Origin of the sequence: Streptomyces sp. AM6-12 (assembly GCF_044327085.1) — a bacterium.
Lineage (GTDB): Bacteria > Actinomycetota > Actinomycetes > Streptomycetales > Streptomycetaceae > Streptomyces.
Map to the genome: position 1 here is coordinate 4964424 of NZ_JBIQWN010000001.1, position 25130 is coordinate 4989553.

The 25130-nt window shown below is 71.0% G+C and carries 23 protein-coding genes; 7 read left to right on the forward strand and 16 right to left on the reverse strand.

All coding sequences use genetic code 11. From position 1 onward, the window contains the following. Positions 1-120: 120 nt before the first annotated feature. The gene (locus ACE4Q9_RS22505; RefSeq protein WP_397986023.1) at positions 121-1137 is read left to right on the forward strand and encodes a hypothetical protein; all 1017 of its coding nucleotides are present in this window, start codon (positions 121-123) and stop codon (positions 1135-1137) included. 13 nt (positions 1138-1150) lie between these two features. Here the strand turns inward: ACE4Q9_RS22505 and ACE4Q9_RS22510 are convergent, their stop codons facing one another. Next, on the reverse strand, positions 1151-1417 hold the full coding sequence (locus tag ACE4Q9_RS22510; RefSeq protein WP_397986024.1) for a protealysin inhibitor emfourin: 267 nt from the start codon (positions 1415-1417) through the stop codon (positions 1151-1153). Between the two features lie 52 nt (positions 1418-1469). After that, entirely contained in the window at positions 1470-2540 is a 1071-nt protein-coding gene (locus ACE4Q9_RS22515; RefSeq protein WP_397986025.1) for a M4 family metallopeptidase, read from the reverse strand. 371 nt (positions 2541-2911) lie between these two features. Between ACE4Q9_RS22515 and leuA the strand changes: the two genes are divergently transcribed. The 3 genes from leuA (at position 2912) to ACE4Q9_RS22530 (ending at position 6847) form a co-directional block, all read left to right on the forward strand. Then, positions 2912-4633 carry a 2-isopropylmalate synthase gene (gene leuA, locus ACE4Q9_RS22520; protein ID WP_397986026.1) on the forward strand — a complete coding sequence of 574 codons (1722 nt, stop codon included), beginning with the start codon at positions 2912-2914 and terminating at the stop codon, positions 4631-4633. 183 nt (positions 4634-4816) lie between these two features. Beyond that, positions 4817-5512 carry a TerB family tellurite resistance protein gene (locus tag ACE4Q9_RS22525; protein WP_397986027.1) on the forward strand — a complete coding sequence of 232 codons (696 nt, stop codon included), beginning with the start codon at positions 4817-4819 and terminating at the stop codon, positions 5510-5512. Between the two features lie 111 nt (positions 5513-5623). Further along, positions 5624-6847: an exo-alpha-sialidase gene (locus tag ACE4Q9_RS22530; protein ID WP_397986028.1), complete on the forward strand. Its 1224-nt coding sequence runs from the start codon at positions 5624-5626 to the stop codon at positions 6845-6847. Here the strand turns inward: ACE4Q9_RS22530 and ACE4Q9_RS22535 are convergent. Beyond that, the gene (locus ACE4Q9_RS22535; RefSeq protein WP_397986029.1) at positions 6814-7434 is read right to left on the reverse strand and encodes a ScbR family autoregulator-binding transcription factor; all 621 of its coding nucleotides are present in this window, start codon (positions 7432-7434) and stop codon (positions 6814-6816) included. The two genes, ACE4Q9_RS22530 and ACE4Q9_RS22535, sit on opposite strands and share 34 nt — an antisense overlap. Positions 7435-7768: 334 nt before the next feature. Between ACE4Q9_RS22535 and ACE4Q9_RS22540 the strand changes: the two genes are divergently transcribed. After that, positions 7769-8476, forward strand: coding sequence for an HAD family hydrolase (locus tag ACE4Q9_RS22540; protein ID WP_397986030.1), 708 nt, complete (start codon positions 7769-7771; stop codon positions 8474-8476). A 21-nt stretch (positions 8477-8497) separates the two neighbouring features. Here ACE4Q9_RS22540 and ACE4Q9_RS22545 read toward each other — a convergent pair whose 3' ends face one another. The 10 genes from ACE4Q9_RS22545 to ACE4Q9_RS22590 form a co-directional block, all read right to left on the reverse strand. After that, the gene (locus tag ACE4Q9_RS22545) at positions 8498-9424 is read right to left on the reverse strand and encodes a dihydrodipicolinate synthase family protein (protein WP_397986031.1); all 927 of its coding nucleotides are present in this window, start codon (positions 9422-9424) and stop codon (positions 8498-8500) included. After that, positions 9421-10443, reverse strand: a complete 1023-nt coding sequence (locus ACE4Q9_RS22550) for an oligopeptide/dipeptide ABC transporter ATP-binding protein (RefSeq protein ID WP_397986032.1) — start codon at positions 10441-10443, stop codon at positions 9421-9423. Before ACE4Q9_RS22550 ends, ACE4Q9_RS22545 begins: the two co-directional genes overlap by 4 nt. Positions 10444-10630: 187 nt before the next feature. Then, positions 10631-12589: a dipeptide/oligopeptide/nickel ABC transporter permease/ATP-binding protein gene (locus ACE4Q9_RS22555; RefSeq protein WP_397986033.1), complete on the reverse strand. Its 1959-nt coding sequence runs from the start codon at positions 12587-12589 to the stop codon at positions 10631-10633. Beyond that, the gene (locus tag ACE4Q9_RS22560) at positions 12589-13545 is read right to left on the reverse strand and encodes an ABC transporter permease (protein WP_397986034.1); all 957 of its coding nucleotides are present in this window, start codon (positions 13543-13545) and stop codon (positions 12589-12591) included. Before ACE4Q9_RS22560 ends, ACE4Q9_RS22555 begins: the two co-directional genes overlap by 1 nt. 4 nt (positions 13546-13549) lie before the next feature. Next, on the reverse strand, positions 13550-15184 hold the full coding sequence (locus ACE4Q9_RS22565; RefSeq protein ID WP_397986035.1) for an ABC transporter substrate-binding protein: 1635 nt from the start codon (positions 15182-15184) through the stop codon (positions 13550-13552). A gap of 92 nt (positions 15185-15276) precedes the next feature. Continuing rightward, positions 15277-15831, reverse strand: a complete 555-nt coding sequence (locus ACE4Q9_RS22570) for a hypothetical protein (protein ID WP_397986036.1) — start codon at positions 15829-15831, stop codon at positions 15277-15279. A 358-nt stretch (positions 15832-16189) separates the two neighbouring features. Beyond that, positions 16190-16669 (reverse strand): hypothetical protein, encoded by a 480-nt coding sequence (locus ACE4Q9_RS22575; protein WP_397986037.1) that lies wholly within the window; start codon positions 16667-16669, stop codon positions 16190-16192. Between the two features lie 113 nt (positions 16670-16782). Next, a complete protein-coding gene (locus ACE4Q9_RS22580; RefSeq protein WP_397986038.1) occupies positions 16783-18717 on the reverse strand; it encodes an alpha/beta hydrolase in 1935 nt (644 codons plus the stop codon). Positions 18718-19296: 579 nt separating this feature from the next. After that, positions 19297-20442, reverse strand: coding sequence for an FAD-dependent oxidoreductase (locus tag ACE4Q9_RS22585; protein ID WP_397986039.1), 1146 nt, complete (start codon positions 20440-20442; stop codon positions 19297-19299). A 115-nt stretch (positions 20443-20557) separates the two neighbouring features. Further along, a complete protein-coding gene (locus tag ACE4Q9_RS22590; protein WP_397986040.1) occupies positions 20558-21253 on the reverse strand; it encodes a TetR/AcrR family transcriptional regulator in 696 nt (231 codons plus the stop codon). A gap of 81 nt (positions 21254-21334) precedes the next feature. On the opposite strand from ACE4Q9_RS22590, the gene recO reads away from it, so the two are divergent. Together recO and ACE4Q9_RS22600 are read left to right on the forward strand one after the other, a co-directional pair. Continuing rightward, positions 21335-22084 (forward strand): DNA repair protein RecO, encoded by a 750-nt coding sequence (gene recO, locus ACE4Q9_RS22595; RefSeq protein WP_397986041.1) that lies wholly within the window; start codon positions 21335-21337, stop codon positions 22082-22084. A gap of 45 nt (positions 22085-22129) precedes the next feature. Beyond that, complete coding sequence (locus ACE4Q9_RS22600; protein WP_397986042.1) at positions 22130-22960, forward strand: isoprenyl transferase; 831 nt, start codon at positions 22130-22132, stop codon at positions 22958-22960. A 9-nt stretch (positions 22961-22969) separates the two neighbouring features. Here the strand turns inward: ACE4Q9_RS22600 and ACE4Q9_RS22605 are convergent, their stop codons facing one another. The 3 genes from ACE4Q9_RS22605 to ACE4Q9_RS22615 all read right to left on the reverse strand — a co-directional run bounded on the left by ACE4Q9_RS22605 (position 22970) and on the right by ACE4Q9_RS22615 (position 25123). Continuing rightward, entirely contained in the window at positions 22970-23386 is a 417-nt protein-coding gene (locus tag ACE4Q9_RS22605) for a Fur family transcriptional regulator (RefSeq protein WP_111582087.1), read from the reverse strand. A 61-nt stretch (positions 23387-23447) separates the two neighbouring features. Then, positions 23448-24350 carry a metal ABC transporter permease gene (locus ACE4Q9_RS22610; RefSeq protein ID WP_397986043.1) on the reverse strand — a complete coding sequence of 301 codons (903 nt, stop codon included), beginning with the start codon at positions 24348-24350 and terminating at the stop codon, positions 23448-23450. Further along, entirely contained in the window at positions 24350-25123 is a 774-nt protein-coding gene (locus ACE4Q9_RS22615; protein ID WP_397986044.1) for a metal ABC transporter ATP-binding protein, read from the reverse strand. Before ACE4Q9_RS22615 ends, ACE4Q9_RS22610 begins: the two co-directional genes overlap by 1 nt. Between the last annotated feature and the right edge of the window lie 7 nt (positions 25124-25130).

Genomic DNA, 25130 nt, shown 5'->3' on the forward strand with positions numbered 1-25130 from the left:
GCCGTGCGCCTGTGGACGGGTCAACGCCCGTGCGCCCAGCGGCTCAAGGGGTCGCCGGGTGTGGGCCGCATGGCCCAATTCACTGGCATTCGCCGCCCGGTCGTTCCGAAACTGAACCGCATGACAGTCCATCAGCTGACCACCAGGCCGCGCGCACGGCTGCTCACCGTGCTCGCGGCGTGTCTGTTCGTCCTGCTGGGCGGCGTGCCCGGCGCGCTCGCCGACACCCGCCGCGGCACGGCGTCCACCGACTGCATCTCCACCCCGGCCGAGTACAAGGCCGCCTGGGACGCCCGCCAGGTGCGCTGCGTGTCCCCGGCCCTGTTCGGCACCACCCACACCCGCGGCGACACCACCCTCTACCCGAGCGGCTTCTGGTACGCGTGGGCGGGCTCCGACACCAACCTGGAGCGCTACCTCCAGCTGCGCAGCCGGTACGGCGACCAGCCCCCGAAGACCGGCATCGGCGTGCTGTCCTTCGTCGGCTATCCGGGCCTCGACACCTGGGACACGCCGACCGATCTCGCCGTCTACACCCTGCCGTCCGGGGTCCGCGCCCAAGTCCCGGCGTTCGAGACCTGGTTCCGGCTGCTGGACGAGAAGTTCGGTCACACGGACGCCTATCCGCTCGCCGCCCAGCGGGACCTCGTGCTCGCCTACTCACGCCTCGGCCGCGGCGAGGACGTCGTCGGCGCCTTCCAGGACGTGACCGGGTGCAGGCGCGGCCGGCTCCTGGCGGGTGCGGCGCCCTCGGCGGCGATCGGGTGCCGCCGCGACTTCCTCGACGCGCTGGCCGCCGCCGGGCCCTCCCCGTACGACGGCGCCTCCACGCTGGACTGCTTCGCCAACTTCCAGTCCGGCTACACCGGCCCGCGCGACGCCGCCGCCCTGCGCGGCGTCCTGTACCAGTGCCAGGACGCCGGGTTCCTCAACACCGGGGTGGGCCTCGGCTACAACACGTACGCCAACCCGTTCGTGTGCGAGCCCGCCGACGAGCAGACCGTACGACAGCGGTACACCGGACGGGAGTTCATCCTGCCGAACGCGTCCTTCGGAGAGCTGCCGAGCCACGTCGACATCCCGCTGGACCTCGGCACCCCGAACCGGCGCGGCTTCCTCCAGCGGGGCTACTGCTGACGGAACACCCCGGCTAAGCGCCCTCCTTGAGGACGCGGGAGACCAACTCCCGCTGGTCCTCGGTCAGCCGGGGATCGGCCGCGTACACCGTGCGGCCGTCCACCGTGATCTCGTAACTGAACCCGTCCGGCACACCGGCCGGCGGGATGTCCTGGCCGGACGCGAGGACGCGTCCGGCCAGCGCCTCCCACTCCTCGGTGTCGGGCCGGCCCGAGGTGTCCACCTCGGCCCGGCGCTCGAAGCCCGCGAAACCGCCCGTGCGCGTCACCTGAATCCGCATGGGTCCAGTGTCGCAGCGCGCGGGCCGCCGTGGGAGGACTACCGGGTGCGCGCTAGCGCGTATGCACCCCGACCTGCTCCCACGCCTTCTGCACGGCCTCCAGCTCGTCGGCGCCGAACCGGTGGCGCGCCGCCTGAACGGTGAGTTTGGCGAAGTCGGCGAACTGGGCGTCCGACTTGAGATCGCCGCCGGTCAGCGCGTCGTACCAGACCTGTCCCGCCTTCTCCCAGGCGTGGCCGCCGAGGGCCTTGGCGGCCAGGTAGAAGGCGTGGTTGGGGATGCCGGAGTTGATGTGCACCCCGCCGTTGTCGCGGCCGGTGTGCACATAGTGCTCCATGGTCGCGGGCTGCGGGTCCTTGCCGAGGTTCGGGTCGTCGTACGCCGTGCCCGGAGCCTTCATCGAGCGCAGCGCGGTGCCGTGCACGCCCGGCGCTAGGAGGCCCGCGCCGATCAGCCAGTCGGCCTCGGCGGCGGTCTGGCCCAGCGTGTACTGCTTGATCAGCGAGCCGAAGACATCGGAGACCGACTCGTTGAGCGCGCCGGACTGGCCGAAGTACTCCAGGTTGGCGGTGTGCTGGGTGACGCCGTGGGTCAGCTCGTGGCCGATGACGTCGACCGGGATGGTGAAGTCGAGGAAGACCTTTCCGTCGCCGTCGCCGAACACCATCTGCTCGCCGTTCCAGAAGGCGTTGTCGTAGCCCTCACCGAAGTGCACGGTGGCGTTGAGCGGCATTCCGTTGCCGTCGATGGAGTGGCGGCCGTACACCTTCAGATACAGCTCGAAGGTGGCGCCGAGGCCGGCGTAGGCGCGGTTGACGGAGGCGTCGGAGCCGGGCTTCGAGCCCTCCTCGCGGACCTTGTCGCCGGGCAGGTCCTGGGAGTGGTGGGTGTCGTAGATGGTGCGGTGCGGCTGGTCGGCGGCGGCGCCCTCGGGCGGTGCGGCGGCGGTCGCACCGATCACGGTGGTCAGCCGGCGCCGGGTGCGCTGATAGGCGTCGTGTTCCAGGGAGCGGCGTGCGGGTGCCGACACATCCGGGTCCTGGGCCTGGGAGAGCTGGTCGAGGACGTGCGGCGGCACGATGGTGCAGAAGACGGGCCCGAGGGCCCCGTTCCTCGTCGTCATGCCACGACCATCGCACTGAGTGACGCCAAAGTCACTACTCGCAACCATGATTGGTGAAATACCGGGACAGGGGGCGCGACGGAGTGTGACGTTGTGCTACCGCGGCGCGCCCCCTGTGGGTCGCCCGTGCGGCACTCCTGTGGTCTATCGAACTTTTCGCCCTGTTTGTCCCACCGGTCCCGCATACTGGACCGCGCCCCCGCATCCTGAACCGCTCGGCTAGGCTGCGCTGCATCATGCGTTTCGTGCTGCTTCTTCTTAGCTGCCGCGGCGAGGGTCTGTAGTCGAGGCCGACTCCCTCCCCGCGGAGCTCGGCGTCGCGTCGTCGGCCGTCCACTCGGACATCCGGACCCCCTGAGGAGCCACGCACCATGGCCAACCGCCAGCAGCCCAGTTCCATGCCGATCCACAAGTACGGCCGTTACGACCAGGTGGACATCCCCGACCGCACCTGGCCCGACCAGCGGATCACCGCGGCCCCCCGCTGGCTCTCCACCGACCTGCGCGACGGCAACCAGGCCCTGATCGACCCGATGTCGCCCGAGCGCAAGCGCCGGATGTTCGACCAGTTGGTCAAGATGGGCTACAAGGAGATCGAGGTCGGCTTCCCCGCCTCCGGCCAGACCGACTTCGACTTCGTGCGCTCGATCATCGAGGAAGAGGGCGCGATCCCCGAGGACGTGACGATCTCCGTCCTGACCCAGGCCCGCGAGGACCTGATCGAGCGGACCGTGGAGTCCCTCAAGGGCGCGCGGCGCGCCACCGTCCACCTGTACAACGCCACCGCCCCGGTCTTCCGCCGGGTCGTCTTCCGCGGCTCCAGGGACGACATCAAGCAGATCGCCGTCGACGGCACCCGCCTGGTGATGGAGTACGCGGAGAAGCTGCTGGGCCCGGAGACCGAGTTCGGCTACCAGTACAGCCCGGAGATCTTCACCGACACCGAGCTGGACTTCGCGCTGGAGGTCTGCGAGGCGGTGATGGACGTCTACCAGCCGGGTCCGGGCCGCGAGATCATCCTCAACCTGCCCGCCACGGTGGAGCGTTCGACCCCCTCCACGCACGCGGACCGCTTCGAGTGGATGCACCGCAACCTGTCCCGCCGCGCGTACGTATGCCTGTCCGTGCACCCGCACAACGACCGCGGTACGGCGGTGGCGGCGGCCGAGCTGGCGCTGATGGCCGGCGCCGACCGTATCGAGGGCTGCCTGTTCGGGCAGGGCGAGCGCACCGGCAACGTCGACCTGGTCACCCTGGGCATGAACCTGTTCTCCCAGGGCGTCGACCCGCAGATCGACTTCTCCGACATCGACGAGATCCGCCGTACGTGGGAGTACTGCAACCAGATGGAGGTCCACCCGCGCCACCCGTACGTGGGCGACCTGGTCTACACGTCCTTCTCCGGCTCCCACCAGGACGCCATCAAGAAGGGGTTCGACGCCATGGAGGCCGACGCGCGGGCCAGGGGCGTCACGGTGGACGACCTGGAGTGGGCGGTGCCGTACCTGCCCATCGACCCCAAGGACGTCGGCCGCTCCTACGAGGCGGTCATCCGCGTCAACTCGCAGTCCGGCAAGGGCGGCGTCTCGTACGTCCTGAAGAACGACCACAAGCTGGACCTGCCGCGCCGGATGCAGATCGAGTTCTCGAAGATCATCCAGGCCAAGACGGACGCCGAGGGCGGCGAGATCACCCCGAAGGACATCTGGGCGGTCTTCCAGGACGAGTACCTGCCCAACGCCGCCAACCCCTGGGGCCGCATCCAGGTCAGGAACGGGCAGTCGACCACGGACAACGACGGCGTGGACACGCTCACCGTCGAGGCCACCGTGGACGGCGAGGACCGCGTGCTGACCGGCTCCGGCAACGGTCCGATCTCGGCCTTCTTCGACGCCCTCCAGGCCATCGGCATCGACGTACGCCTGCTGGACTACCAGGAGCACACGATGAGCGAGGGCGCCTCCGCGCAGGCCGCCTCCTACATCGAGTGCGCGATCGACGGCCAGGTCCTGTGGGGCATCGGCATCGACGCGAACACGACGCGTGCCTCGCTGAAGGCGGTCGTCTCCGCCGTCAACCGCGCCACCCGCTGACCCACCCCCACCGGGGGTTTCGAGGCTCCGGCTGCCGCACAGGGCGGCCGGAGCCTCGTCGATTCCCGGCCATGGGGCCGGACAGGTCACGGATCGGTCTCGTCCGGGGTACTGACTCCGTCGCGCGATGTGGCTAACATCACGCCAGCGCGGCGATGGTGCCGTGCTCTAGGGAGGTGCGACGTGCTGCCGGTAAGGGGACGAGACGACCGTGCCACCAGGGCCCTGCGCGTCCTGGGCACCCGCACCGCGTGGACACCCGTCGGCGACGGCGAGTTCTACTGCCCCGGCTGCGGGGGCGACCGCAACTACCAGCGGCTCACCGGACGCCGCCGGCTCACCCTGCTCGGGGTGCCGGTGCTGCCGCGCGGGTCCACCGGGCCCGTCGTGGAGTGCGCCGCCTGCGGCCGCCACTACGGCACCGACGTCCTGGACCACCCCACCACCCGCCGCTTCTCCGCGATGCTCCGCGACGGCGTGCACACCGTCGCCCTCGCCGTCCTCGCCGCGGGCGGCACCGGCTCCCGCGCGTCCCTGGAGACGGCCTGCGCCGCGGTCCGCGCGGGCGGCGTCGACGACTGCACCGAGGAGCAGCTCGCCGCCCTGGTCGACGCCCTGGCCGCCGACACCGGGCGACTCCTGGGCGAGCCCTGCGGGAGCGGTCTGACGATAGAGCTGCACGAGGCGCTGGACCCGCTCGCCCCGCACCTCGCCCCGGCCGGGCGTGAGGCCCTGCTCCTGAACGGCGCCCACATCGCCCTCGCCGACGGCCCCTACACCCCCGCCGAACGCGACGCCCTGACCACGGTCGGCGTGGCCCTGACGCTCCCGGCCGAGGACGTGACCCGGCTCCTGGAGGCGGCCCGCACCCCGTCCTGACCCCGACGCCGTCCACACCCCGTCCTGACCCTCGGCGGCCGTCCCGTCGGCTCCCGCTGATTAACTCGAACGGAGTAGTGGTGTGCGCCCGTACCGGGGCAGCATCAGGGCGTGACCCCGCCGCGCCGCACCGTACTCACCGGCCTCACCCTCCTCGCCGCCCTCGCGGCGGCCCCGCCCCCCGCCGCCGCGAGGCCCCTGGACTCCGCGCCGGGCTGCGCCTCCTCACGGCCGTACATCTCGGGGCAGGGCGGATACGCCGCCTACCGCATCCCCGCCGCGGTCCGCACCCCGCGCGGCACCGTGCTCGCCTTCGCCGAGGGCCGGCGCGACGGCCCCGGCGACAGCGGAGACATCGACGTGGTGGTGCGCCGCTCCACCGACGGCGGCTGCACCTGGGGCCCGCTCGCCGTGGTGGCCGCGGGCGACGGGAACACCCGCGGCAACCCGGCGCCCGTCATCGATCCGCACACCGGCGCCATCGTCCTCGTGACCTGCGGAAACGCCGGAGACGTGACCGAGGACCAGATCATGCGGGGCCAGGTCACGGCCGACCGGGGCCGCCGGGTCTATGTGCAGCGCAGCTCGGACGACGGCCGTACCTTCACCGCGCCCCGGGACATCACTGCCGAGGTGAAACGACCCGACTGGCGCTGGTACGCCACCGGCCCCGGTCACGCCGTCGCCCTCACCCGCGGCCCGCACGCCGGACGCCTCCTCGTGCCCGCCAACCACTCCACCACCCCGCCCAGGGGCTCCAAGGACACCGGCCGCGAGTCCCGGTACTACGCCGGCCACGCCCTCTACAGCGACGACGGCGGCCGCACCTGGCACCTCGGCTTCACCGCCACCGGCCCCAGCGGGGTGGTCAACGTCAACGAGACCAGCGCCACCCAACTCCCCGATGGACGCCTCTACTTCAGCGCCCGCGACCAGTACGGCAGCGCCCCCGGCAACCGCCTCGACACCTACTCCTCCGACGGCGGCGCCACCCTCGACCGCCCCTACGCCGCCCAGAGCACCCTGAAGGACGTACCCGTGGTCCAGGGCAGCGTGCTGCAACTCCGGGGCGCCCACGCCCCCTTGCTGTTCTCCGCGCCCTCCGTGCCCACCGCCCGCCGTGCCATGACCGTGTGGTCCAGCACCGACGCCGGCCGCACCTTCAGCCGCCTGACCACCCTGGACGACGGCCCGGCCGCCTACTCCGACCTGGTCCAGCTCGGCACCGGCACGGTCGGCGTGCTGTACGAGACGGGCTCCTACGACGGCCTGACGTTCCGCCGGCTCACCGGGATCGGCGCTCACTCGCCCGCCGGAGCGCCCGCCCACCGGTGAGTCGACGGATCGGCGCCGAGCGAGGGCAGGGTCAGCTGCCACCAGTCGGTGAGCCGGTCGGTGACGGTGGCCGCGCCCTCCAGCGCCTCGGTGAGTGAGCACAGCCCGAAGAACGCGCGCACCAGGGTCCGGGCGGTGGGTGCGGGGCGCACGTGTTTGGCCAGGTGGCCGGCGTGGCGCGCCTCGGCGAGCAGGCGGGTGGCGGCGGCGGTCCACAGCGCGAAGGGGTCGGGCAGGGGGGCGTCGATGGTGGCGCGCTCGGCCCACAGGCGTGCGCCCGCGCGCGTCACCGGATCCTCGGCGAGGGCGCGGGCGATGTCGTAGCTGAGCGCGACGAGCCGTTCGACCGGGGGGACGGCCGCGTCCGCGTAACGCGCGGTCAGCTGGGGCCAGGTGGCGAAGCGGTCCTGGACGACGGCGAGCGCGATGCCCTCCTTGCTGGCGTAGTGGAAGTAGACGGCGCCGCTGGTCCGGCCGGACCGGGCGCTTATGTCGTTGACGCTGGTGCCCGCGTATCCCTGTTCGGCGAAAAGCCGGGCGGCCGCTTCCAGAAGTGTTCTGCGGGTTGTCCTGGCCCGTTCCTGCAACGTTCCGCCTGCCCTCGCTCGGCATGTCCGACGGCCAAGAATGTAGTGCGCCCGCGTACGCCGGGAGCAAACAGGAATCACACTCGCGCGGTAATTACGTATTTCTTTCGAGGGCCAACGCGAGCGGGTGGTAAGGGGGGCGTTTCCTCCGGCCCATACACCCTGGGCGGCGCGGCAGTCCAGTCCCTCTATGGGGTTATTGCCTGATTTACGGGCACGAAAATATCGTAGTCGTCGCTATCTTTCCGTTTCCTGTGGAACGTCGGGAATGACGCGATTCGATGACGCGTGCGCCGCACGCCACCCCCTGTCCCTGCCACCCTAGGAGGCCACGGTGACCCCTCACATCCGCCCGCTGCTCGACTGGTCGCCCGAGGCCGTCGTTTTCGACTGCGACGGCACCCTGATGGACAGCGAACGCCATTGGGTGGAGGCCCGAAATCTGGCCTTCCGGGAATTCGGCCTCCAGGCGCCGCCCGGCTTCGCCGAGCGGGCCAAGGGAATGCACTACGAGGAGTGCGGCCGTCTGATGGCGGACTCGGTGCACAAACCCGAGCTGGCGGCCGGTCTGACCGGAGCGCTCCTCGACCACTTCCTGGAGCTGGTCACCGACGACCCGGTCACCATGCCGGGTGCCGTCCAGCTCGTGCGGACGCTGTCCGGCCGGGTGCCGCTGGCGGTGGCCAGCAACTGCCCGATGGTCGTGGTCGAGGGCAGCCTCGAACGGGCCGGGCTGCGCACCCACTTCCAGCACATCGTCGTCCCCGAGAGCGGAGGCTCCGTCCGGCCCAAACCCTGGCCGGACGTGTACCTCCTCGCGGCCCGCCTGTGCGGGGTGCCCCCGCTCGGGGCGCTCGCCGTCGAGGACTCGCTGACCGGGGTGGAGTCCGCCCACCGTGCCGGGCTGCGGGTGCTCGGGGTCGGCCCCCGCCCCGCCGGGGACGACGCGAAACGGGCCGACCTGTGGGTGCCGTCGCTGCGCGAACCGGAGGTGCTCACCTGGGCCCAGACCCGCGTCACCGGGGGACCGGAACCGGACTGAGGTGATCGGAGGCGCGGAGGGCTACAGCAGCCCCGCCGAGGCGAGGAACTTGGCGACCTTCTCCGTCTCCTCGCCCGACAGCGGCACCTGCGGCTCCGCGGTGACCGGGCAGTCGATCACGCCCCGCAGATGCAGGGCGGCCTTGAACGCGCCCAGCGCCGAGGAGCTGCCGCCCATCCGCGCCGGATCGCCCGCCCCGGTCAGCCCGAACAGCGCGCACAGCCGGTCCTGTTCGGCCCGTGCCCCCTCCCAGTCGCCCGCCCGGCACTGCCGGTAGAGCCGCACGTACCCGTGCGGATCGACATTGGCGAGTCCCGGCACCGCCCCGTCCGCCCCCAGCGCCAGCGCGGCGTCGGCGATCAGCTCGGAGCCGGTCAGCACGGCGAAGCCGGGGTGGGCGCGGGCCCCGGTGACCAGCTCCCGGAAGGCCGCAAGATCCCCGCTGGAGTCCTTGATCCCCGCCAGCACCCCGTCCCCGGCGAGCCCCAGCACCAGCTCGGGGGGCAGCTTGGTGTGCACGGCGACCGGGATGTCGTAGGCGATCACCGGCACCGGGCTCAGGGCCGCGATCCGTCGGTAGTGGTGGACGATCTCCGAGGGGTGGGTGCGGGCGTAGAACGGCGCGGTGACCACGACCGCCTCCGCGCCCGCCGCCGTCGCCGCGCGCACCTGGTCCAGGACCCTCGGGGTGGTCATGTCGATCACCCCGGCCAGCACCGGCAGTTGCCCGCCCACGTGCCCCGCGACCGCCTCCACCACCCGGCGCCGCTGGGCGTCCGTGAGGAAGGCCGTCTCCGAGGTCGAGCCGAGCACGAACAGCCCGTGCACCCCCGCGCCCACGAGGTGGTCCACCAGCCGCAGCAGCGAGGGCACATCGACCTCGCGCTCGGGCGTCAGGGGCGTGCAGACGGGCGGGACGACTCCGGTGAGCGGGGCGGGGAAGGTCATTCACGGCTCCTGCGGGTGAGGTCGCGGATCGACAGGTCCTCCTCCACAGGATGGTGACAGCGGTAGCGGTGCGCCGGGTGCGACGCGGCCGAGAAGTCCGGCATCACCTGTGCGCACACCGCGTCCGCCCGCCGGCACCGGGTACGGAAGGGGCAGCCGCTCGGCGGCCGGGTCGCCGACGGCACCGGGCCGGCCAGCGGGATCGGGTCGAGGGGGTGCAGCAGTCCGGGGGTGGCCGAGAACAGGGCGCGGGTGTACGGGTGCCGGGCCCGGTCGGTCACCCGGTCCGCCGGGGTCTCCTCCACGATCCGGCCCAGGTACATGGTGACCACCCGGTCGCTCATCCGCCGTACCGTCTGGATGTCGTGCGAGACGAACACCAGCGCGAGGCCGAGCCGGTCCTTCAGATCGAGCAGCAGATTGAGGATCTGCGCGCGCACCGAGACGTCCAGCGCGCTGGTCGGCTCGTCGGCGACCACCAGCGGCGGGTCCAGGGCGAGCGCGCGGGCGATGGCGACGCGCTGCCGCTGCCCGCCGGACAACTGCCCGGGCAGCGCGTCCGCGAGCCCCCGGTGCAGCCCGACCAGCCCCATCAACTCCCGCACCCGCTCCTCCCGTTGGCTCCGGGTGCCGCGCTCGTGCACGTCCAGCGGGTCGCGCAGGATGCGGCGCACGGTCAGCCGCCGGTTCAGGGCCGTGGCCGGGTCCTGGAAGATCATGCCGGTGCCCGCGCCGACCGCGGCCCGCCGCTCGGCGCCGGGCATCGCCCACAGGTCCCGCCCCCGGAACGCCACCGTCCCCGCGACCGGCCGCTCCACCCCGACCAGCACCTTCGCCAGCGTCGACTTCCCGCACCCCGACTCGCCGACGACGCCCACCGTCTCACCGGGCGCCACCACGAGATCGGCACCGGTCAGCGCGTACACCCGGTCGCGAGCGAACAGGCCCCCGCCGCGCGCCCGGTGCACCACGTGCGCCCCCCGCACCTCCACCAGCGGCGGTGCTGCCGTGCCGTTCACTGGACGGCCTCCCCGCTGCCGGGTGGGGCGGGGTGGCGGCGGGTGACCGTGTGCCGGGTGGGGTTGGTGCGGGCTGGGGTCTGTGCGCGGCGGGTTTCGGTCGGCGTGTGTGCTCCCTCTCGCGGGAACAGGACCTCGGTGTGTGCTCCGCGCCTCCGCCAGGGGGGTGCGGCTTTGGTCGCGACGTTCACTGGACGGCCTCCTCGCTGCCGGCCGGGGCGGGGTGGTGGCAGGCCGCCAGGTGAGCGGTGGTGCCTGCGAGGACCGGTGCCTGCGTGCGGCACACCTCGCTCGCCAGTGGGCACCGCCCGGCGAACCGGCAGCCCGGCGGGAAGTCGGCGGGGGCCGGTACGACGCCCCGGATCTGGGTCAGCCGCCGCTCGGCGGACTCCAGCGAGAGCACGCTGCCGAGCAGCCCGCGCGAGTAGTGGTGGGCCGGCGCCGCCACCAGCTCGGCGGTCACCCCGCTCTCCACGATCTGCCCGCCGTACATCACCACCACCCGGTCGGTGACGTCCGCGACCAGCGCCAGATCGTGCGAGACCAGGACCAGCGCGAAGCCCAGTTCCGCGCGCAGCCGCAGCAGCAGCTCCATCACCTGGGCCTGCACGGTGACGTCCAGCGCGGTCGTCGGCTCGTCGGCGACGATCAGGCCCGGATCGCGGGACAGGGCCATGGCGATCAGCACCCGCTGCCGCTGCCCGCCGGACAGCTCGTGCGGATAGCTGCGCAGGGTGCGTTCGGGATCGAGTCCGACCAGGGCCAGCAGCTCGGCCGGGCTACGGCGCCCACCGCGTCGTACCAGCTGTCCGAGCTGGGCGCGGATGGTCATGGCCGGGTTCAGCGAGGACAGGGCGTCCTGGTAGACCATGGCCATCTCGTGGCCGAGCAACTTCCGCCGGGCGCGCGCCGGTTCGGCGAGCAGATCCCGCCCCCGGAAGCGGACCTGGCCACGCACCCGCGCGCCGGGCGGCTGGAGCCCCATGACGGTGAGCGCGGTCAGCGACTTCCCGCACCCCGACTCGCCGACCAGGCCCAGCACCTCGCCGGGGTACACCTCGAAGCCGACCCCGGCGACGATGTCCACGCCCCGGTGCCGGCCGGGAAAGCCGATGGCCAGGTTCTCCACAGCGAGCACGGGCGGCCCGGTGCGGTCCGGGAGCGGCCGCGCGCGGGAGCGCAGCCTGCGGGCGGCCTCCGCGAGACCGGGCAGCGGCAGCACGTCACCCGGACTCACCTGTGCGCCGCTCTCCTCGGCCGCCTCGACCTCCCTGGGCGCCGGAGCGGCCCACGCGTCCGCGACGCCCTCGGAGAGGATGTTCAGCGACAGCACGGTCAGCAGGATCAGCAGCCCCGGAAAGACCGTCGCCCACCAGCCCCCGGTCAGCACCATGTTCTTGCCGTCCGCGATGACGCTGCCCCACGACGGGTCCGGGGGCCGCACCCCCGCCCCGATGAAGGACAGCGACGCCTCGAACACGATCGCCTCGGCGACCTGCACGGTGCAGAACACCAGCACCGGGGCGGCGCAGTTGACGGCCACGTGGCGCAGCACGATGTGCGGGGTGCGGGCGCCGATCACCCGTTCCGCCGTGACGTAGTCCTCGCCGTACTGGTCGAGCACGTTCGCCCGTACGACCCGTGCCACCGGCGGGGTGAACAGGAAGGCGATGGCGCAGATCAGTACGCCGATGCCGCCCCCGAACACCGCGACCAGTACGGCCGCGAGCGCGATCCCCGGAAACGCCATCACCACGTCCAGGCAGCGCATCAGCGTCTCGTCCACGGCCCTGCGCGAGGTCGCCGCCACCGCTCCGAGCACCGCCCCGGCGACCAGGGCGAGACCGGTGGCCCCCAGCCCGATCGCCAGCGACCACCGGGCGCCGTACATCAGCCGGCTGAGGATGTCCCGGCCCAGGCTGTCCTGCCCCATCCAGTGCGCGGCGGACGGATGCCCGGTGCCGCCCACCGGGTCCTGCTGGTCGAGCGGGTCGTCGGGGGCGAGCAGGGGCGCGAGAAGGGCGACGAGGACGACGAGGGCGAGGAAGCAGACGGCGAGCCTGGACAGCGGCGGCAGCCTCCGCCAGCCGGGCAGCCGCAGGCCGGGCCGGGACAGGCGCGCGGCGAGCTGCGCGCGGGTCGCCATCAGGCTGCCCGCAGCCGGGGGTTGACCAGCAGGTACAGGATGTCGATGACGAGGTTGACGACGACGAACCCGGTCGCCGTGGTCAGGACGACCCCCTGGACCACCGCGGGATCGCCGTTCTGTACGGCGTCGATCATCAGCTTTCCCATCCCCGGCAGCGAGAAGACCGTCTCGATCACGACGGCACCGCCCAGCAGATAGCCGACCCGCAGGCCGAGCACGGTCAGCGGGTTGACCAGGGCGTTCCTGAGAACGTTGCGGCCGACGACGACCCAGGGCGGCAGCCCGCCGCCGATCGCGGTGCGCACGTAGTCCTTGTCCAGCTCCTCCACCACCGAGGTGCGTACGATCCGGGTGAGCTGCGCGGCGACCGGCAGGGACAGCGCGACAGCGGGCAGCGCCATGGTCCGCAGCCAGCCGGTGACGGAGTCCACCGGGTTGATGTAGCCGCCGGTCGGGAACCAGCCCCGGTCCACGGCCAGATACTGGATCATCAGCAGCGCCAGCCAGAAGCCGGGCGCGGCGACGCCGACCAGCGAGAGCACCCGGATGGCCTGGTCCGGGAAGCGGTCCCGGTACACGGCGGCGGTCACCCCGCCCGCGAGCGCCAGCACGACCGCGAAGGCGAGTCCCAGAAAGGTGAGTTGGAGTGTGAGGGGCAGCGCGGTGGTGACCTGGTCGGCGACGGGCGCGCGGGTGAGCGCGCTGGTGCCGAGGTCGCCGTGCAGCAGGGCGCCGACGAAGTGGACGTAGCGCAGGGGCAGCGGGTCCAGCAGGCCGTTGCGCTCCCGGAACTCGTGCAGTTGCCGCGGGGTCGGGTTGGCGCCCTGGAAGAACGCGGAGGCCGGATCGACGTCCGAGAACCGCATCACCAGGAACACGAAGAGGACGATCCCCAGCAGCAGCGGTACCAGCAGGGCGATCCGGCGCAGCAGGACACGGACGGCGGCCGTCATCCGGTCAGACCCACTTGGCCTGGAGCAGGTTGATGCCCGGATACGGCTGCGCCCTTATCCCGGTGAGCAGGCGCGGGTCCCAGGCGGTCATCAGCTCGTTGTGGACGACCGGGTAGAGCACGGCCTGTTCGGCGACGACGTCGATGTAGTCCTGGACCATCGCCTTCTTCCGCCGGGGATCCGGCTCGCGGGTGGCGCGGTCCATGTCCTTGAAGAGTTGCCTGGCGACAGGGTGGCCGGCCCAGCGGGTGTACCCCATCCAGAGGTTCTGCGGACCGTAGTTGTAGTGCATGATCAGGTCGGCGTCGAGCCCGAACTGGTTCGGGTTGGAGGCCGCGGCGACCACCTGGTAGTCCTGCCGCTGGTCCATCTTGGTGAAGACGGCGGTGGTCTCCTGCGGCGCCAGGGTGGTGCGGACGCCGATCGCATCCCAGGACGCCTTGACGGTCGGCAGGCAGTCCACGATCCAACTGACGTTCACCGCGAGGACGTTGATGTGCAGACCGGTGACCCCGGCGGCCTTCAGCAGCGCCTTGGCCCGGTCCGGGTCGTAGTCGTACACGGTCCTGGCCCGCCGGTACGACGGGTTGCCCCGGTCGAGGAAGGAGGTGGCCGGCTGTCCGTGCCCCCTGAGCGCGACCCTGACCATCTTCTCCTTGTCGATGGCGTAGTGCAGGGCCTGGCGTACCCGCACGTCGTCGAAGGGCTTGTGCTGGGTGTCGAACATCAGGAACAGGTTGTTCATCCCGGCGCCGCCCGCGACCTTCAGCCCGCCCTGTTCGAGCCTGCCGATGTTGGCGTACGGGATGTTGTCCGCGATCTGCGCGCCCGCGTCGGTCCCGGAGATCCGCGCGACGCGGGAGGCGGCGTCCACGATCGTCAGCCAGTTCATCTTCCGGAACGCCGGCGGGCGGGGCCCGTTGTACGCGTCGAACGCCTCGAACGTCGTATTGGACTTCGGGTGGTGCGCGGTCTGCCGGTACGGTCCCGATCCCACCGCCAGCCCCTTGATCGCGTCGTCCCAGGCACCCGGCCGCTCGAACACGTGCTTGGGCATGATCTTGGCGAGGGTGAGCCGTGAGAGCCCGTCGGGGAAGGGGAACTTGAGCGCCAGCTCGACGGTGCCGGCGTCCACCTTCCGCACCCCCTTCAGCCAGCTCTCGAAGAAGCCCTTGGCGAGGGTCTGGGTCTTCGGGTCGAGGATCCGGTCGAACACGAAGACGACGTCATCGGCGGTGACGGGCTTCCCGTCGTGAAAGGTGGCGCCGGGCCGCAGCCGGAACCGCCAGGTGGTGGCGTTCGGATCCTCCGGCACCTCGGTGCCGAGCGCGGGGTACGGCACCCGAGTGATCGGATCGGTGTCCAACAGCCCCTCGTAGACATGGTTGTTGGCCGCCATCGAGAACGCCGACGCCGTCTGTGCCGGATCCCAGCTCCCGTCGTTGCCGTACCCGATCACAGCGGTGAGCGTCCGGTCCTTGCCGCGGCCGCCGCTCCCGGTGTCGTTCGTGGACTGCGGCCCGGCGGAACAGGCCCCGAGCACGGCCGGCAGCGCGGCGGCCACCCCGAACGCCCCGGCACCTCTGAGCAGCGCCCGCCGACCCGGCGCCGGCACATCACGGATCACGTCGTCGCGCACGGGTCCTCCAGCAAGGTCGGGGAGGCGGAAAGAGGTACGACGTCCTACGTCCGGTTCGATCAGCGTGACCATAAAAGCACCCATAGGGGCGGTCAAGGGGGCGCACATGGATGGGCTGGACCGTGTCTCTTCGGCGGGCTCACCTGGCCGCAGACGGTCATGCACGGCCGCCGGCCCTGGCCGTCACCGCGGGCCAGGCCGATGATGAACCTCACCTGAGGCCCGATGCGTCCATCCACATTGACTGCAAGAAGAAACAAGCCATCATAATGTGCGGTTACGCCAGCAGTCTCGTACCACTCCCATTCCACTCGCCGCTCGAAACCGTACCCGTGATCGATCGTAAGGTTCGTAACAGTTGGCGCGTCGACCCCCAGGGCCGCCCTCGCTTCCTGTGCACGCATGCCGAACCGGAGCGGCCCCACGCCCATCCAGGGGCGCAGATCCCAGCAAGGGCGTTCTAGCCGCCTCTCGTCGATCAAGAACGTGTGTTCTTCATGGTGAACGTCACGCCAAGCGGTGACCGTCGCGGTCCGGTAAGGATCCTGGCTCAACTCTCGATCCACAAACAGGGCTTCACTGACGACGTTGTCGCCGTCGCGTCCGCCGCCCATACTCAAACCCAGCCGGGGAATCTCCGGCGCCATGCCCTCGCCGGTGGAGCGCTACAACTCCATGGTCCCAAAATTCCTGCCACCGATGACCATCGTTTCCGTCGACGAAAGAAGCACTCCTGGCGCCCAGGGCTGCGGTAACGTCTCGTTCGCCCATTCCGAGGCGCAATGGGCCGACGGAATCCAGCGGAATGAACTTCCATGTCATCTTCGCTGTCAGGCCATCATGATTCATTTCCAGACTTTCCGAAGGGGTGCGCGGGTAAGTTTATTCTGCCCGCTGCTCCGCTGATCCGCCGCACTCTGAGACCAGTGCGCCGAGCACGTCGCCCAGGTTCCGGATTTACCGCTCCACCGCTTCCGCGGTGGCCGGGCGGCCGACGGGATGCTTCTACGGCCGCGCGCCGTCCGGGGAAATCGGGATGGTCGACGACCAGAAGGCGGAACGCACGTTGGGGCGAGGAATGGGGTAGTCGTAGTCGGGCCCGTTCGCAGGGGTGGTCGGGGCGGCCACCTTCGACGGTTCGGCGCACGGGGAATCCACCTCGAACGCGATCTGCCCGGCGTCGCCCACCACCAGAGAGATGCCGAATCCGTCGGCCGACTGGGCGAAGATGGCGGGAAATTCCTTACTCTTGTTCACGGACTTGATCCGGTATCCGCTCTTTTCCCAGAAGCGCTGGACGATCCCTAGAAAGTTCCCGCGCCGTTCCGCGGAGACGATGGTCATCACTGTGCGCGAGCGGGACACGTCGCACGTACCCGTGGACGTGCCGCTGTGAGTCCACCGCACCTCGGGCTTGATGGCGCCGAGAGTCGCGTCGAGCATCCCATCCGCACGTTCCGCCGCCTGCTGCATGGTGATGTTCATAGTCGGCTCTCGCCTTTCGTTCGAAAGCTGTTTCGCGGAGTCCTGTGCCGCAGCGCACCCGGTCAGCAGGACGGCGGCCGCTACAGCGACCGGAAGTGTCGTCCGTGCCTTCTTCATCGAGGTTTCTCCACCTGAATCTGGTCGGAATGCCCCGCCACGATAAGGGCGATGTTGTTCGCGGACTCTTTGTCTTTTTCCGGGTTGAAGTAGTTCGAGTGAGCCGGTGCCGGATCGTGGATCGAGGGCACCGGCCCGGGATCGACGTGGAAGCGGCGGGCACCGAAGTCCTTGCTCGCCGGGTCGGTTCCGAACCAGAGCTCGTCGGGGTCGGAGGTGCTGTGCCCGATGCCGTAGCCAACGTAGCCGCCCGCACCCGCACCGAGCGCGACATCTTTCATCTGGTCGACGACATTCTCGCCGGAAAGATGGCCCAGAAGCGCGCCCTCGACCGCGCCCATGTAGGAGCCCATCCCTATGCCGGCCGCCTCCCTGTGACTGGGAAGCATGGTCACGGGGTCATGGTCGGCCGCGCCGACGAAGACGTGATCCCTGCCGACGTTGAGATCCTCGGCCTTGTCCGCCCCTGTGCCGGGACTGCCCACGAGGATGATGTCGTCCGCTCCCGGAATGCCGCCATGGCGCTGTGCCGCCTGACCGACGGTGAGGGAGCCATAGGAGTGGCCGATGGCGGTGATGTGGGGGTCTTCATGGTCGTTCGTCGCCGAGATGCCGGCCATGAAGTGGTTGTAGGCGGTCGCGCCGACTCTCGCGTCGTGGGTAGACATGACGTCCGCGTTGTGCACGCCCTCCGAGGGTGAGACTTGCGGGGCGTCGTATCCCAGCCACACGATCGACGCGCTTGACGGGTTGTAGAACTGAGCGTCCCTGGCCGTATCCCGTGCTCGCTTGAGGTCGTTTCTTGCGAAATCGGTGTCGAGGGCTGTGCCAAGGCCCGGCACGTACGCCGAAACGTTCTTCGCCGTATCGGGGTTCCCGTAGCTGACAATGGCCCGTCCGTTCCCGGTGTCTCCGATTCCGAGCAGGTACATGGGCGGGAACTTCGGGTCCGGATGCTTCAGCTGGTCCTCAATCGCCTTCAGACCGTCCAGCATGATCTTGGACCTCTCGTCGTCTTTTCCTGAGAGCTTGCCGATGAGGAGGTCGATGTTTTCCCGTTTGGCCTGGTTCCGCGCTGCCGCCGGAATTCCGTCCAGGTTTCCGATCATGTCGGGGTAGACCGCTAGGTACTCCTCCCGCTGCTCCTGCGTGAGGTGGTCCCACCACTTTTTGCGATCGGCGGGCGACTTGTCGAGCGGGACGGCGTCCCTCAGCCGGTGCGCTTCGGCATCGCCCACGGCCTTGACGTCCGCCGCGGCGTCGGCCCAAGTCTTCGCGTCGACCTTGAGCCCAGGCCCTGCCTTGAGCTTGATGAGCACCTGCCTGTATCGCTCATCGATCTCCCCGGCCTCGCGGACGGCGCGGGCGATGCGGTCGGCTATGTCCTGCGCTTTGGCGAAGTTGGGGTTGACTCCGATCAGATGAGGCGCGGCGGGGCCGGTGCCCGGCACATAGTGCCCATGGACGTCCGGCGGGTACAGCCCTTTGTTGCTCGGCAGAAGTGTGCCGTCATTGCCCACGACCTTCCCGCCGGGCACCTCCTCCCCGGTGGTGTCGTTCTTGCCCTTCGGATAGGCGACGCTTCCGTCCTCGTTCACGGTGAACGACAAGGCGGCGGCATCGTCCAGGGCTGCTCTCAAATGCCTTTGCGGCGTGGACAGTTCCGCAGACAGCCCGTCCACGGCAGAGCGGATCAGCCCGGCCTCAGCGTGGATGTAGTGGTAGTTGTCGCTCAGTCGGTTCAGACGTCGGACAGCCGCGTCCGCGGACTGGCTCTCCTGCGTCTTCGACAAACGGCCGGCCATCTCCGCGTCCACGCGCTGGCCCGCGGAGTCGGCGTGCTGGGAGACCGTGGCCCAGCCGTCGGCCGCGTCATCCAATTCCGTCAGTTTCAGATCGCGCAGCTGCTGCCAGGTGAGTACCGAGGTCACCGACCGTTGCCCCCGCCCGCAACGTGAACAGCCCGAGCCTTTGCGGCCACGGCGACGTCCGTCTCGCCCATCTCGCGGGCAACGGCGCACAGTTTGGGTTCCAGAGACCTGCACTCGTCCCGTACCGCTTCCAGCCGCTTCTCCCAGGAGGTGAGCACGGTCTTCAACGCGTCCAGGCTGGCAAGGCCCGCTGCACCGGCTGAGACGCCGGTGTGGCTCGACTGCAGGCCCTTCTTCGTCGACTCGGTGCTGGTCTTGAGGTCGTCGGCGGTGTCTGCCGCCTTGCCCCACGGGCCGTTGGTGTGCCGCAGAGTGCCGGAGCCACCCTGAGGGGACCTTCCCTTCCCCTGAAATCATCTGGAAGGTGGTTGAGTTGCATGCGGGTGGAGTGCCGCTCGGCCGTCGCGGCCTTGATCTCTTCCCACTCGTCCCAAGCCACCGGCTGATTCCTCCCCTTTCATGCCCACGCCGCACTGGCCGAAGCCGGTGTGGCACGCAGACGTCACCCCACGGTCGGAACGCACCGTATCCGGTCGGTTCCCGCCAGGGACTGAGTACGCGTACTCATGTTCAGGGGCATTACGTGGTCACCGGGGCGGCGCTGAAGAAGGCGGTCATCTCGGCCAGGCCGTCCTCGCTGAACATCGTGTCCAGGTTGGCCGCGGATTCGGCGGCGGATGAGGCGCTGCGGGGGAAGAGGGCCGACTCGTAGGCGGTCAGGGCGGATTCGGTGTCGGGATGGGCGGCGATGGCCTCCGCGAGGGTCGCGCCGTCGTACATGGCCAGGTTGGCGCCCTCGCCGGCGAAGGGCGACATCAGGTGCGCGGCGTCGCCCAGCAGGGTCACTCCCGGCACCCGGTCCCAGCGGTGGCCGACGGGCAGGGCGTGGATGCGGCGCGGAGTGAGCGGACCGTCCGCGTCCGCGATCAGCCCCCGCAGGCCCTCGTCCCAGCCCTCGAAGCCCGCGAGGACCGCCGCCTTCGCCGCCGCGGTGTCGCCGAAGTCGATCGTGTCGAGCCAGCCCTCGTCCGCCTTCACCGCGGTGTACACGTGCAGGCTCCCGTCCGTCTCCCGGTGCGCCAGGAAGCCGCGGCCGGGGCCCGGGCACAGGAAGAACCCGCCGCCGATCAGCGCCGCGGCGCGCGGATGGCGGGTGTCGGCGTCCAGCAGGTCCGTCTCCACGAAGGACATGCCGGTGTACGCGGGCCGCGCGGACGAGACCAGCGGCCGGATCCGGGACCACGCGCCGTCCGCGCCGATCAGCAGGTCGGTGGTGACGGCCGAACCGTCGGCGAACGTCACCTCGTGCCGGCCCCCGCCCAGCCCCCGCGCTCCGGTCGCCTTGGCGCCCCAGCGGATCGTGCCGTCCGGCAGCGAGCCCAGCAGCAGGTCGCGCAGGTCGCCGCGGTCCACCTCCGGGCGGCCGCCCGCGCCGTCGTCCTCCCGCGAGACCCGCACGGTGCCGTCGGGGCCGACCAGCCGCATCGCCTGGCCGCCCGCGTGGACGAGGTTCCGGAACGCGTCGTGGAGACCGGCGGAGCGCAGCGCCCGCTGCCCGTTCTCCTCGTGGATGTCGAGCATGCCGCCCTGCGTACGGGCCGCCGCGGACGCCTCCGCCTCGAAGACCGCCGCCTCGATCCCGTGCACCCGCAGGACCCGCGCGGCCGTGAGACCGCCGAGCCCCGCGCCGATGATCGCGATGGGGACGTGGTTGCCGTGCGTCATGGGGCCTCCCAGCCGAGGGGTCTACCGAACGGCTCCACCGTAGCGAACGCGTTCGTTACGAACAAGTTCGTGCGACGGTGTGAGGAGGCGGAGGAGGGCGGCGGGGCCAGCCCGGTCAGTCCACCGGGGCGGGGACCGGGGTCCCTGTGATGCCGTTGACCAGCACGTCGAAGCTCCAGCGCATACGGTCCCGCACCGAGCCGCCGAGCAGCGCCGGCATGTGCGCCGCGATCGCCGGATGCGTCGTCCCGCTCACCGAGTGCAGGGCGCGGGCGAGGGCGTCCCAGTCGTCCGCGTGCGCCGGGTCCTGTGCCTGCGTCGCGTGCTCGGCGGCGGCCGCCGTGGCGTCCTGGAGCAGCTTGTCCACCCCCCAGGCGACCTGCTCGCGCGCGGCACCGCTGCGGGAGAGCAGGTCCAGGACCCGCTCCACCAGCCGCAGATAGTTCTCGCCGCTGGGCCGCGCCACGAGCGCCGAGCGCGCGAGCTGCGGGTGCGTGAACAGGACACGGGTGTACGACGCCAGGACGGCCCGAAGCCGTTCCCGCCAGTCCTCCCCGGCACCCCCGGCCGCCAGGTCGACCTCCCCGAGCAGCGCGTCCAGCACGGCCGCGTGCAGCTCGGCGGTGTTGGCCACGTACACGTACAGCGAGGCCGGGCCGGTGTCCAGCTCCTGTGCCAGCCGGCGCATGGTGACCTTCTCCAGCCCCTCGGCACGCATCAGCCGTACGGCGGTGTCCACGATGCCCTGCCGGGTCAGCGCGGGCTTCGCGGGCCGCTCCCGGCGGCTGACCGGCTCTCTTCTCGCTGTCATGGCGCGATCGTAACGAACACGTTCGTGCCGTACCGGGCCGGCGGCGGGGGGCGGTCGGCGCCATGGGCGAGAATGGACGGCATGAGTCTGTTCCGCGACGACGGCATCGTGCTGCGCACCCAGAAGCTGGGCGAGGCGGACCGGATCATCACCCTGCTCACCCGTGGTCACGGCCGGGTCCGGGCCGTGGCGCGCGGCGTGCGGCGCACCAAGTCGAAGTTCGGTGCCCGGCTGGAGCCCTTCTCCCATGTGGACGTGCAGTTCTTCGCGCGCGGCAGCGAACTGATCGGGCGCGGGCTGCCGCTGTGCACCCAGAGCGAGACGATCGCGCCGTACGGCGGCGGCATCGTGACCGACTACGCCCGCTACACCGCCGGTACGGCCATGCTGGAGACCGCCGAGCGGTTCACCGACCACGAGGGCGAACCGGCCGTACAGCAGTACCTGCTGCTGGTCGGCGCGCTGCGCACGCTGGCCCGCGGGGAGCACGCCCCGAACCTGGTGCTGGACGCGTTCCTGCTGCGCTCGCTCGCCGTCAACGGGTACGCGCCCAGCTTCGGCGACTGCGCGCGGTGCGGGATGCCGGGACCCAACCGGTTCTTCTCCGTCGCCTCCGGCGGTTCGGTGTGCGTCGACTGCCGGGTGCCCGGCAGCGTCGTACCGTCGCCGGGGACCCTGGTACTGCTGGGCGCCCTGCTTACGGGAGACTGGGAGACGGCGGACGCGTGCGAGGCGCGGTACGTCCGGGAGGGCAGTGGGCTGGTCTCCGCCTATCTGCACTGGCATCTGGAACGCGGGCTGCGGTCGCTGCGGTACGTGGAGAAGTCCTAGCCGGGCCGGGAGCCGGCCCGGGAATCGTAGAGGGAGTCGGAGCACATGGTGGTACGCGGGATCCTGGGGCGCCAGCGGCGCGAGTACACGGCGCCGGAGCCGCATCCCTCGGGGGCCCGGCCGCCGAAGCTCCCCGGTGAGCTGGTCCCGAACCACGTGGCGATCGTCATGGACGGCAACGGGCGGTGGGCCAAGGAGCGGGGGCTGCCGCGCACCGAGGGGCACAAGGTCGGCGCCGAGCAGGTGCTCGACGTACTCCAGGGCGCGATCGAGATGGGCGTGCGCAACATCTCGCTGTACGCCTTCTCCACCGAGAACTGGAAGCGCTCGCCCGACGAGGTGCGCTTCCTCATGAACTTCAATCGCGACTTCATCCGCAAGAGCCGGGACCAGCTCGACGGGCTGGGCGTACGGGTGCGCTGGGCCGGGCGGATGCCGCGGCTGTGGAAGTCGGTCGCCAAGGAGCTCCAGGTCGCGCAGGAGCAGACCAAGGACAACGACCGGCTGACGCTGTACTTCTGCATGAACTACGGCGGCCGGGCCGAACTCGCCGACGCGGCCAAGGCGTTGGCGGAGGACGTACGGGCCGGACGACTGGACCCGGCGAAGGTGTCCGAGAAGACGATCCAGAAGTACCTGTACTACCCGGACATGCCGGACGTCGACATGTTCCTGCGGCCCAGCGGGGAGCAGCGGACGTCCAACTACCTGCTCTGGCAGAGCGCTTACGCCGAGCTGGTCTTCCAGGACGTGCTGTGGCCGGACTTCGACCGGCGCGACCTGTGGCGGGCCTGCGTCGAATTCGCCTCCCGCGACCGGCGGTTCGGCGGCGCGATCCCGAACGAGGAACTGCTGGCCATGGAGGGCGACGGCTGAGCGCGTCCCTCAGCCGTTCCGCGTGGCGCACTCCGCGCACGTGCCGAAGATCTCCACGGTGTGCGCCACGTTGACGTACCCGTGCTCCGCCGCGATCGCCTCCGCCCACTTCTCCACCGCCGGACCCTCCACCTCCACCGCCTTGCCGCAGCCGCGGCAGACGAGGTGGTGGTGGTGTTCGCCGGTGGAGCAGCGGCGGTAGACGGATTCGCCCTCGGACGTGCGCAGCACGTCGACCTCGCCGGCGTCCGCGAGGGACTGGAGGGTGCGGTAGACGGTGGTGAGCCCGACGGAGTCGCCCTTGTGCTTGAGCATGTCGTGGAGCTCCTGCGCGCTGCGGAACTCGTCGACCTCGTCCAGCGCGGCCGCCACTGCTGCCCGCTGACGGGTCGCGCGGCCCTTCACGGGCGGTCCAGCGGTCGTCACTGCTGCCTCCTCACGTCTCACCCCTGACGCGGGCCATTGTGCCAGCCCGGCGCCCCGGCGGTCAGGCGCTGATCTCCTCCCCCGTGCCGCGCGCGGCCGGAATCACGCACTCCGCCGGTTCCCCGCCGGCCCCGGCCGCCGCGGCGGCGCGGGCGCGTCGGCGGGCCAGCGGGGCGGCCAGCGCGGTCAGCGCGACGAACGCGGCGATGGTGAGCAGGACGATCGTCGCGCCGGGCGGCACGTCCTGGTAGAACGACGCGATCGTGCCGCTGACGGTCACCGTGATGCCGAGCGCCACCGCGATCGCGAACGTGGCGGCGAAGCTGCGGGTGAGCTGCTGCGCCGCCGCCACCGGCACCACCATCAGCGCGGAGACCAGGAGCAGCCCGACGATGCGCATGGCGACCGTCACCGTCACCGCCGCCGTGACCGCCGTCAGCAGGTTCAGGGCGCGCACCGGCAGGCCCGTCACCCGCGCGAACTCCTCGTCCTGGCTCACCGCGAACAGCTGGCGGCGCAGGCCCAGCGTGACCAGCACCACGAACGCGGCCAGCAGGCAGATCGTCAGGACGTCGGACTGGGAGACCGTGGACAGGGACCCGAAGAGATAGGTGCCGAGGTTCGCGTTGGAGCCGGTGGGCGCCATGTTGATGAACATCACGCCGCCCGCCATACCGCCGTAGAACAGCATGGCCAGCGCGATGTCGCCGCGCGTCTTGCTGTACCAGCGGATCAGCTCCATCAGCAGGGCGCCGACGACGGAGACCGCCATCGCCATCCAGACCGGGGACGTGGACAGCAGGAAGCCGAGGCCGACGCCGGTCATGGCGACGTGCCCGATGCCGTCGCCCATCAGGGCCTGGCGGCGCTGGACCAGGTAGATGCCGATGGCGGGGGCGGTGATGCCGACCAGGACGGCGGCGAACAGGGCCCGCTGCATGAGGGCGTAGTGGAGGAAGTCCATCAGCTCAGCAATCCCGTGCGGATCGGTCCGGAACCCGCGGGGGCGTGCGGGTGTACGTGGTCGTGGCCGGGCAGCGCGTGCTGGCCGGTGGCTCTCGGCGGGGGCCCGTCGTGCACGACGCAGCCGTCGCGCAGGACGACCGCGCGGTCGATCAGCGGTTCCAGGGCGCCCAGTTCGTGCAGGACGAGCAGGACCGTCGTACCGGCCGCCACCTGCTCGCCGAGCGTCCGCGCGAGGATCTCCTGGCTGGCCAGGTCGACGCCGGCCATCGGCTCGTCCATGATCAGCAGTTCCGGGCGGGCGACGAGCGCGCGGGCGATCAGGACGCGCTGGTGCTGGCCCCCGGACAGGGCGTTCACCGAGTCCTTGGCGCGGTCCGCCATGCCGACATGCTCCAGGGCGGCGCGTACGGCGTCCCGGTCGTCCTTGCGGAAGAGGCCGAAGCGGGTGCGGGAGAGGCGGCCGGAGGAGACGATCTCGGTGACCGTCGCCGGGACCCCGCCCGCGGCCGTGGTGCGCTGGGGCACGTAGCCCACGCGGGCCCAGTCGCGGAAGGCGCGCCGGGGGGTGCCGAACAGCTCGACGGCCCCGCCGGCGACCGGCACCTGGCCGATGACCGTACGGATCGCCGTGGACTTGCCGGAGCCGTTGGCGCCGAGGAGGGCGACGACCTCGCCGCGCCGGACCGTGAGGTCGATGCCGCGCAGGACGGGGCGGGCGCCGAGGTCGGCCCGCACGCCGCGCAGGGATATGACAGGTTCGCCGGTTTCCATGGTGTCT

Bases quoted from the DNA above. Each gene is read 5' to 3' on its own strand.
- ACE4Q9_RS22505 (WP_397986023.1), top strand. From the start codon at position 121: ATGACAGTCCATCAGCTGACCACCAGGCCGCGCGCACGGCTGCTCACC.
- ACE4Q9_RS22510 (WP_397986024.1), bottom strand. From the start codon at position 1,417: ATGCGGATTCAGGTGACGCGCACGGGCGGTTTCGCGGGCTTCGAGCGC.
- ACE4Q9_RS22515 (WP_397986025.1), bottom strand. From the start codon at position 2,540: ATGACGACGAGGAACGGGGCCCTCGGGCCCGTCTTCTGCACCATCGTG.
- leuA (WP_397986026.1), top strand. From the start codon at position 2,912: ATGGCCAACCGCCAGCAGCCCAGTTCCATGCCGATCCACAAGTACGGC.
- ACE4Q9_RS22545 (WP_397986031.1), bottom strand. From the start codon at position 9,424: ATGACCTTCCCCGCCCCGCTCACCGGAGTCGTCCCGCCCGTCTGCACG.
- ACE4Q9_RS22555 (WP_397986033.1), bottom strand. From the start codon at position 12,589: ATGGCGACCCGCGCGCAGCTCGCCGCGCGCCTGTCCCGGCCCGGCCTG.
- ACE4Q9_RS22560 (WP_397986034.1), bottom strand. From the start codon at position 13,545: ATGACGGCCGCCGTCCGTGTCCTGCTGCGCCGGATCGCCCTGCTGGTA.
- ACE4Q9_RS22570 (WP_397986036.1), bottom strand. From the start codon at position 15,831: ATGGCGCCGGAGATTCCCCGGCTGGGTTTGAGTATGGGCGGCGGACGC.
- ACE4Q9_RS22575 (WP_397986037.1), bottom strand. From the start codon at position 16,669: ATGAACATCACCATGCAGCAGGCGGCGGAACGTGCGGATGGGATGCTC.
- ACE4Q9_RS22585 (WP_397986039.1), bottom strand. From the start codon at position 20,442: ATGACGCACGGCAACCACGTCCCCATCGCGATCATCGGCGCGGGGCTC.
- ACE4Q9_RS22590 (WP_397986040.1), bottom strand. From the start codon at position 21,253: ATGACAGCGAGAAGAGAGCCGGTCAGCCGCCGGGAGCGGCCCGCGAAG.
- recO (WP_397986041.1), top strand. From the start codon at position 21,335: ATGAGTCTGTTCCGCGACGACGGCATCGTGCTGCGCACCCAGAAGCTG.
- ACE4Q9_RS22600 (WP_397986042.1), top strand. From the start codon at position 22,130: ATGGTGGTACGCGGGATCCTGGGGCGCCAGCGGCGCGAGTACACGGCG.
- ACE4Q9_RS22610 (WP_397986043.1), bottom strand. From the start codon at position 24,350: ATGGACTTCCTCCACTACGCCCTCATGCAGCGGGCCCTGTTCGCCGCC.
- ACE4Q9_RS22615 (WP_397986044.1), bottom strand. From the start codon at position 25,123: ATGGAAACCGGCGAACCTGTCATATCCCTGCGCGGCGTGCGGGCCGAC.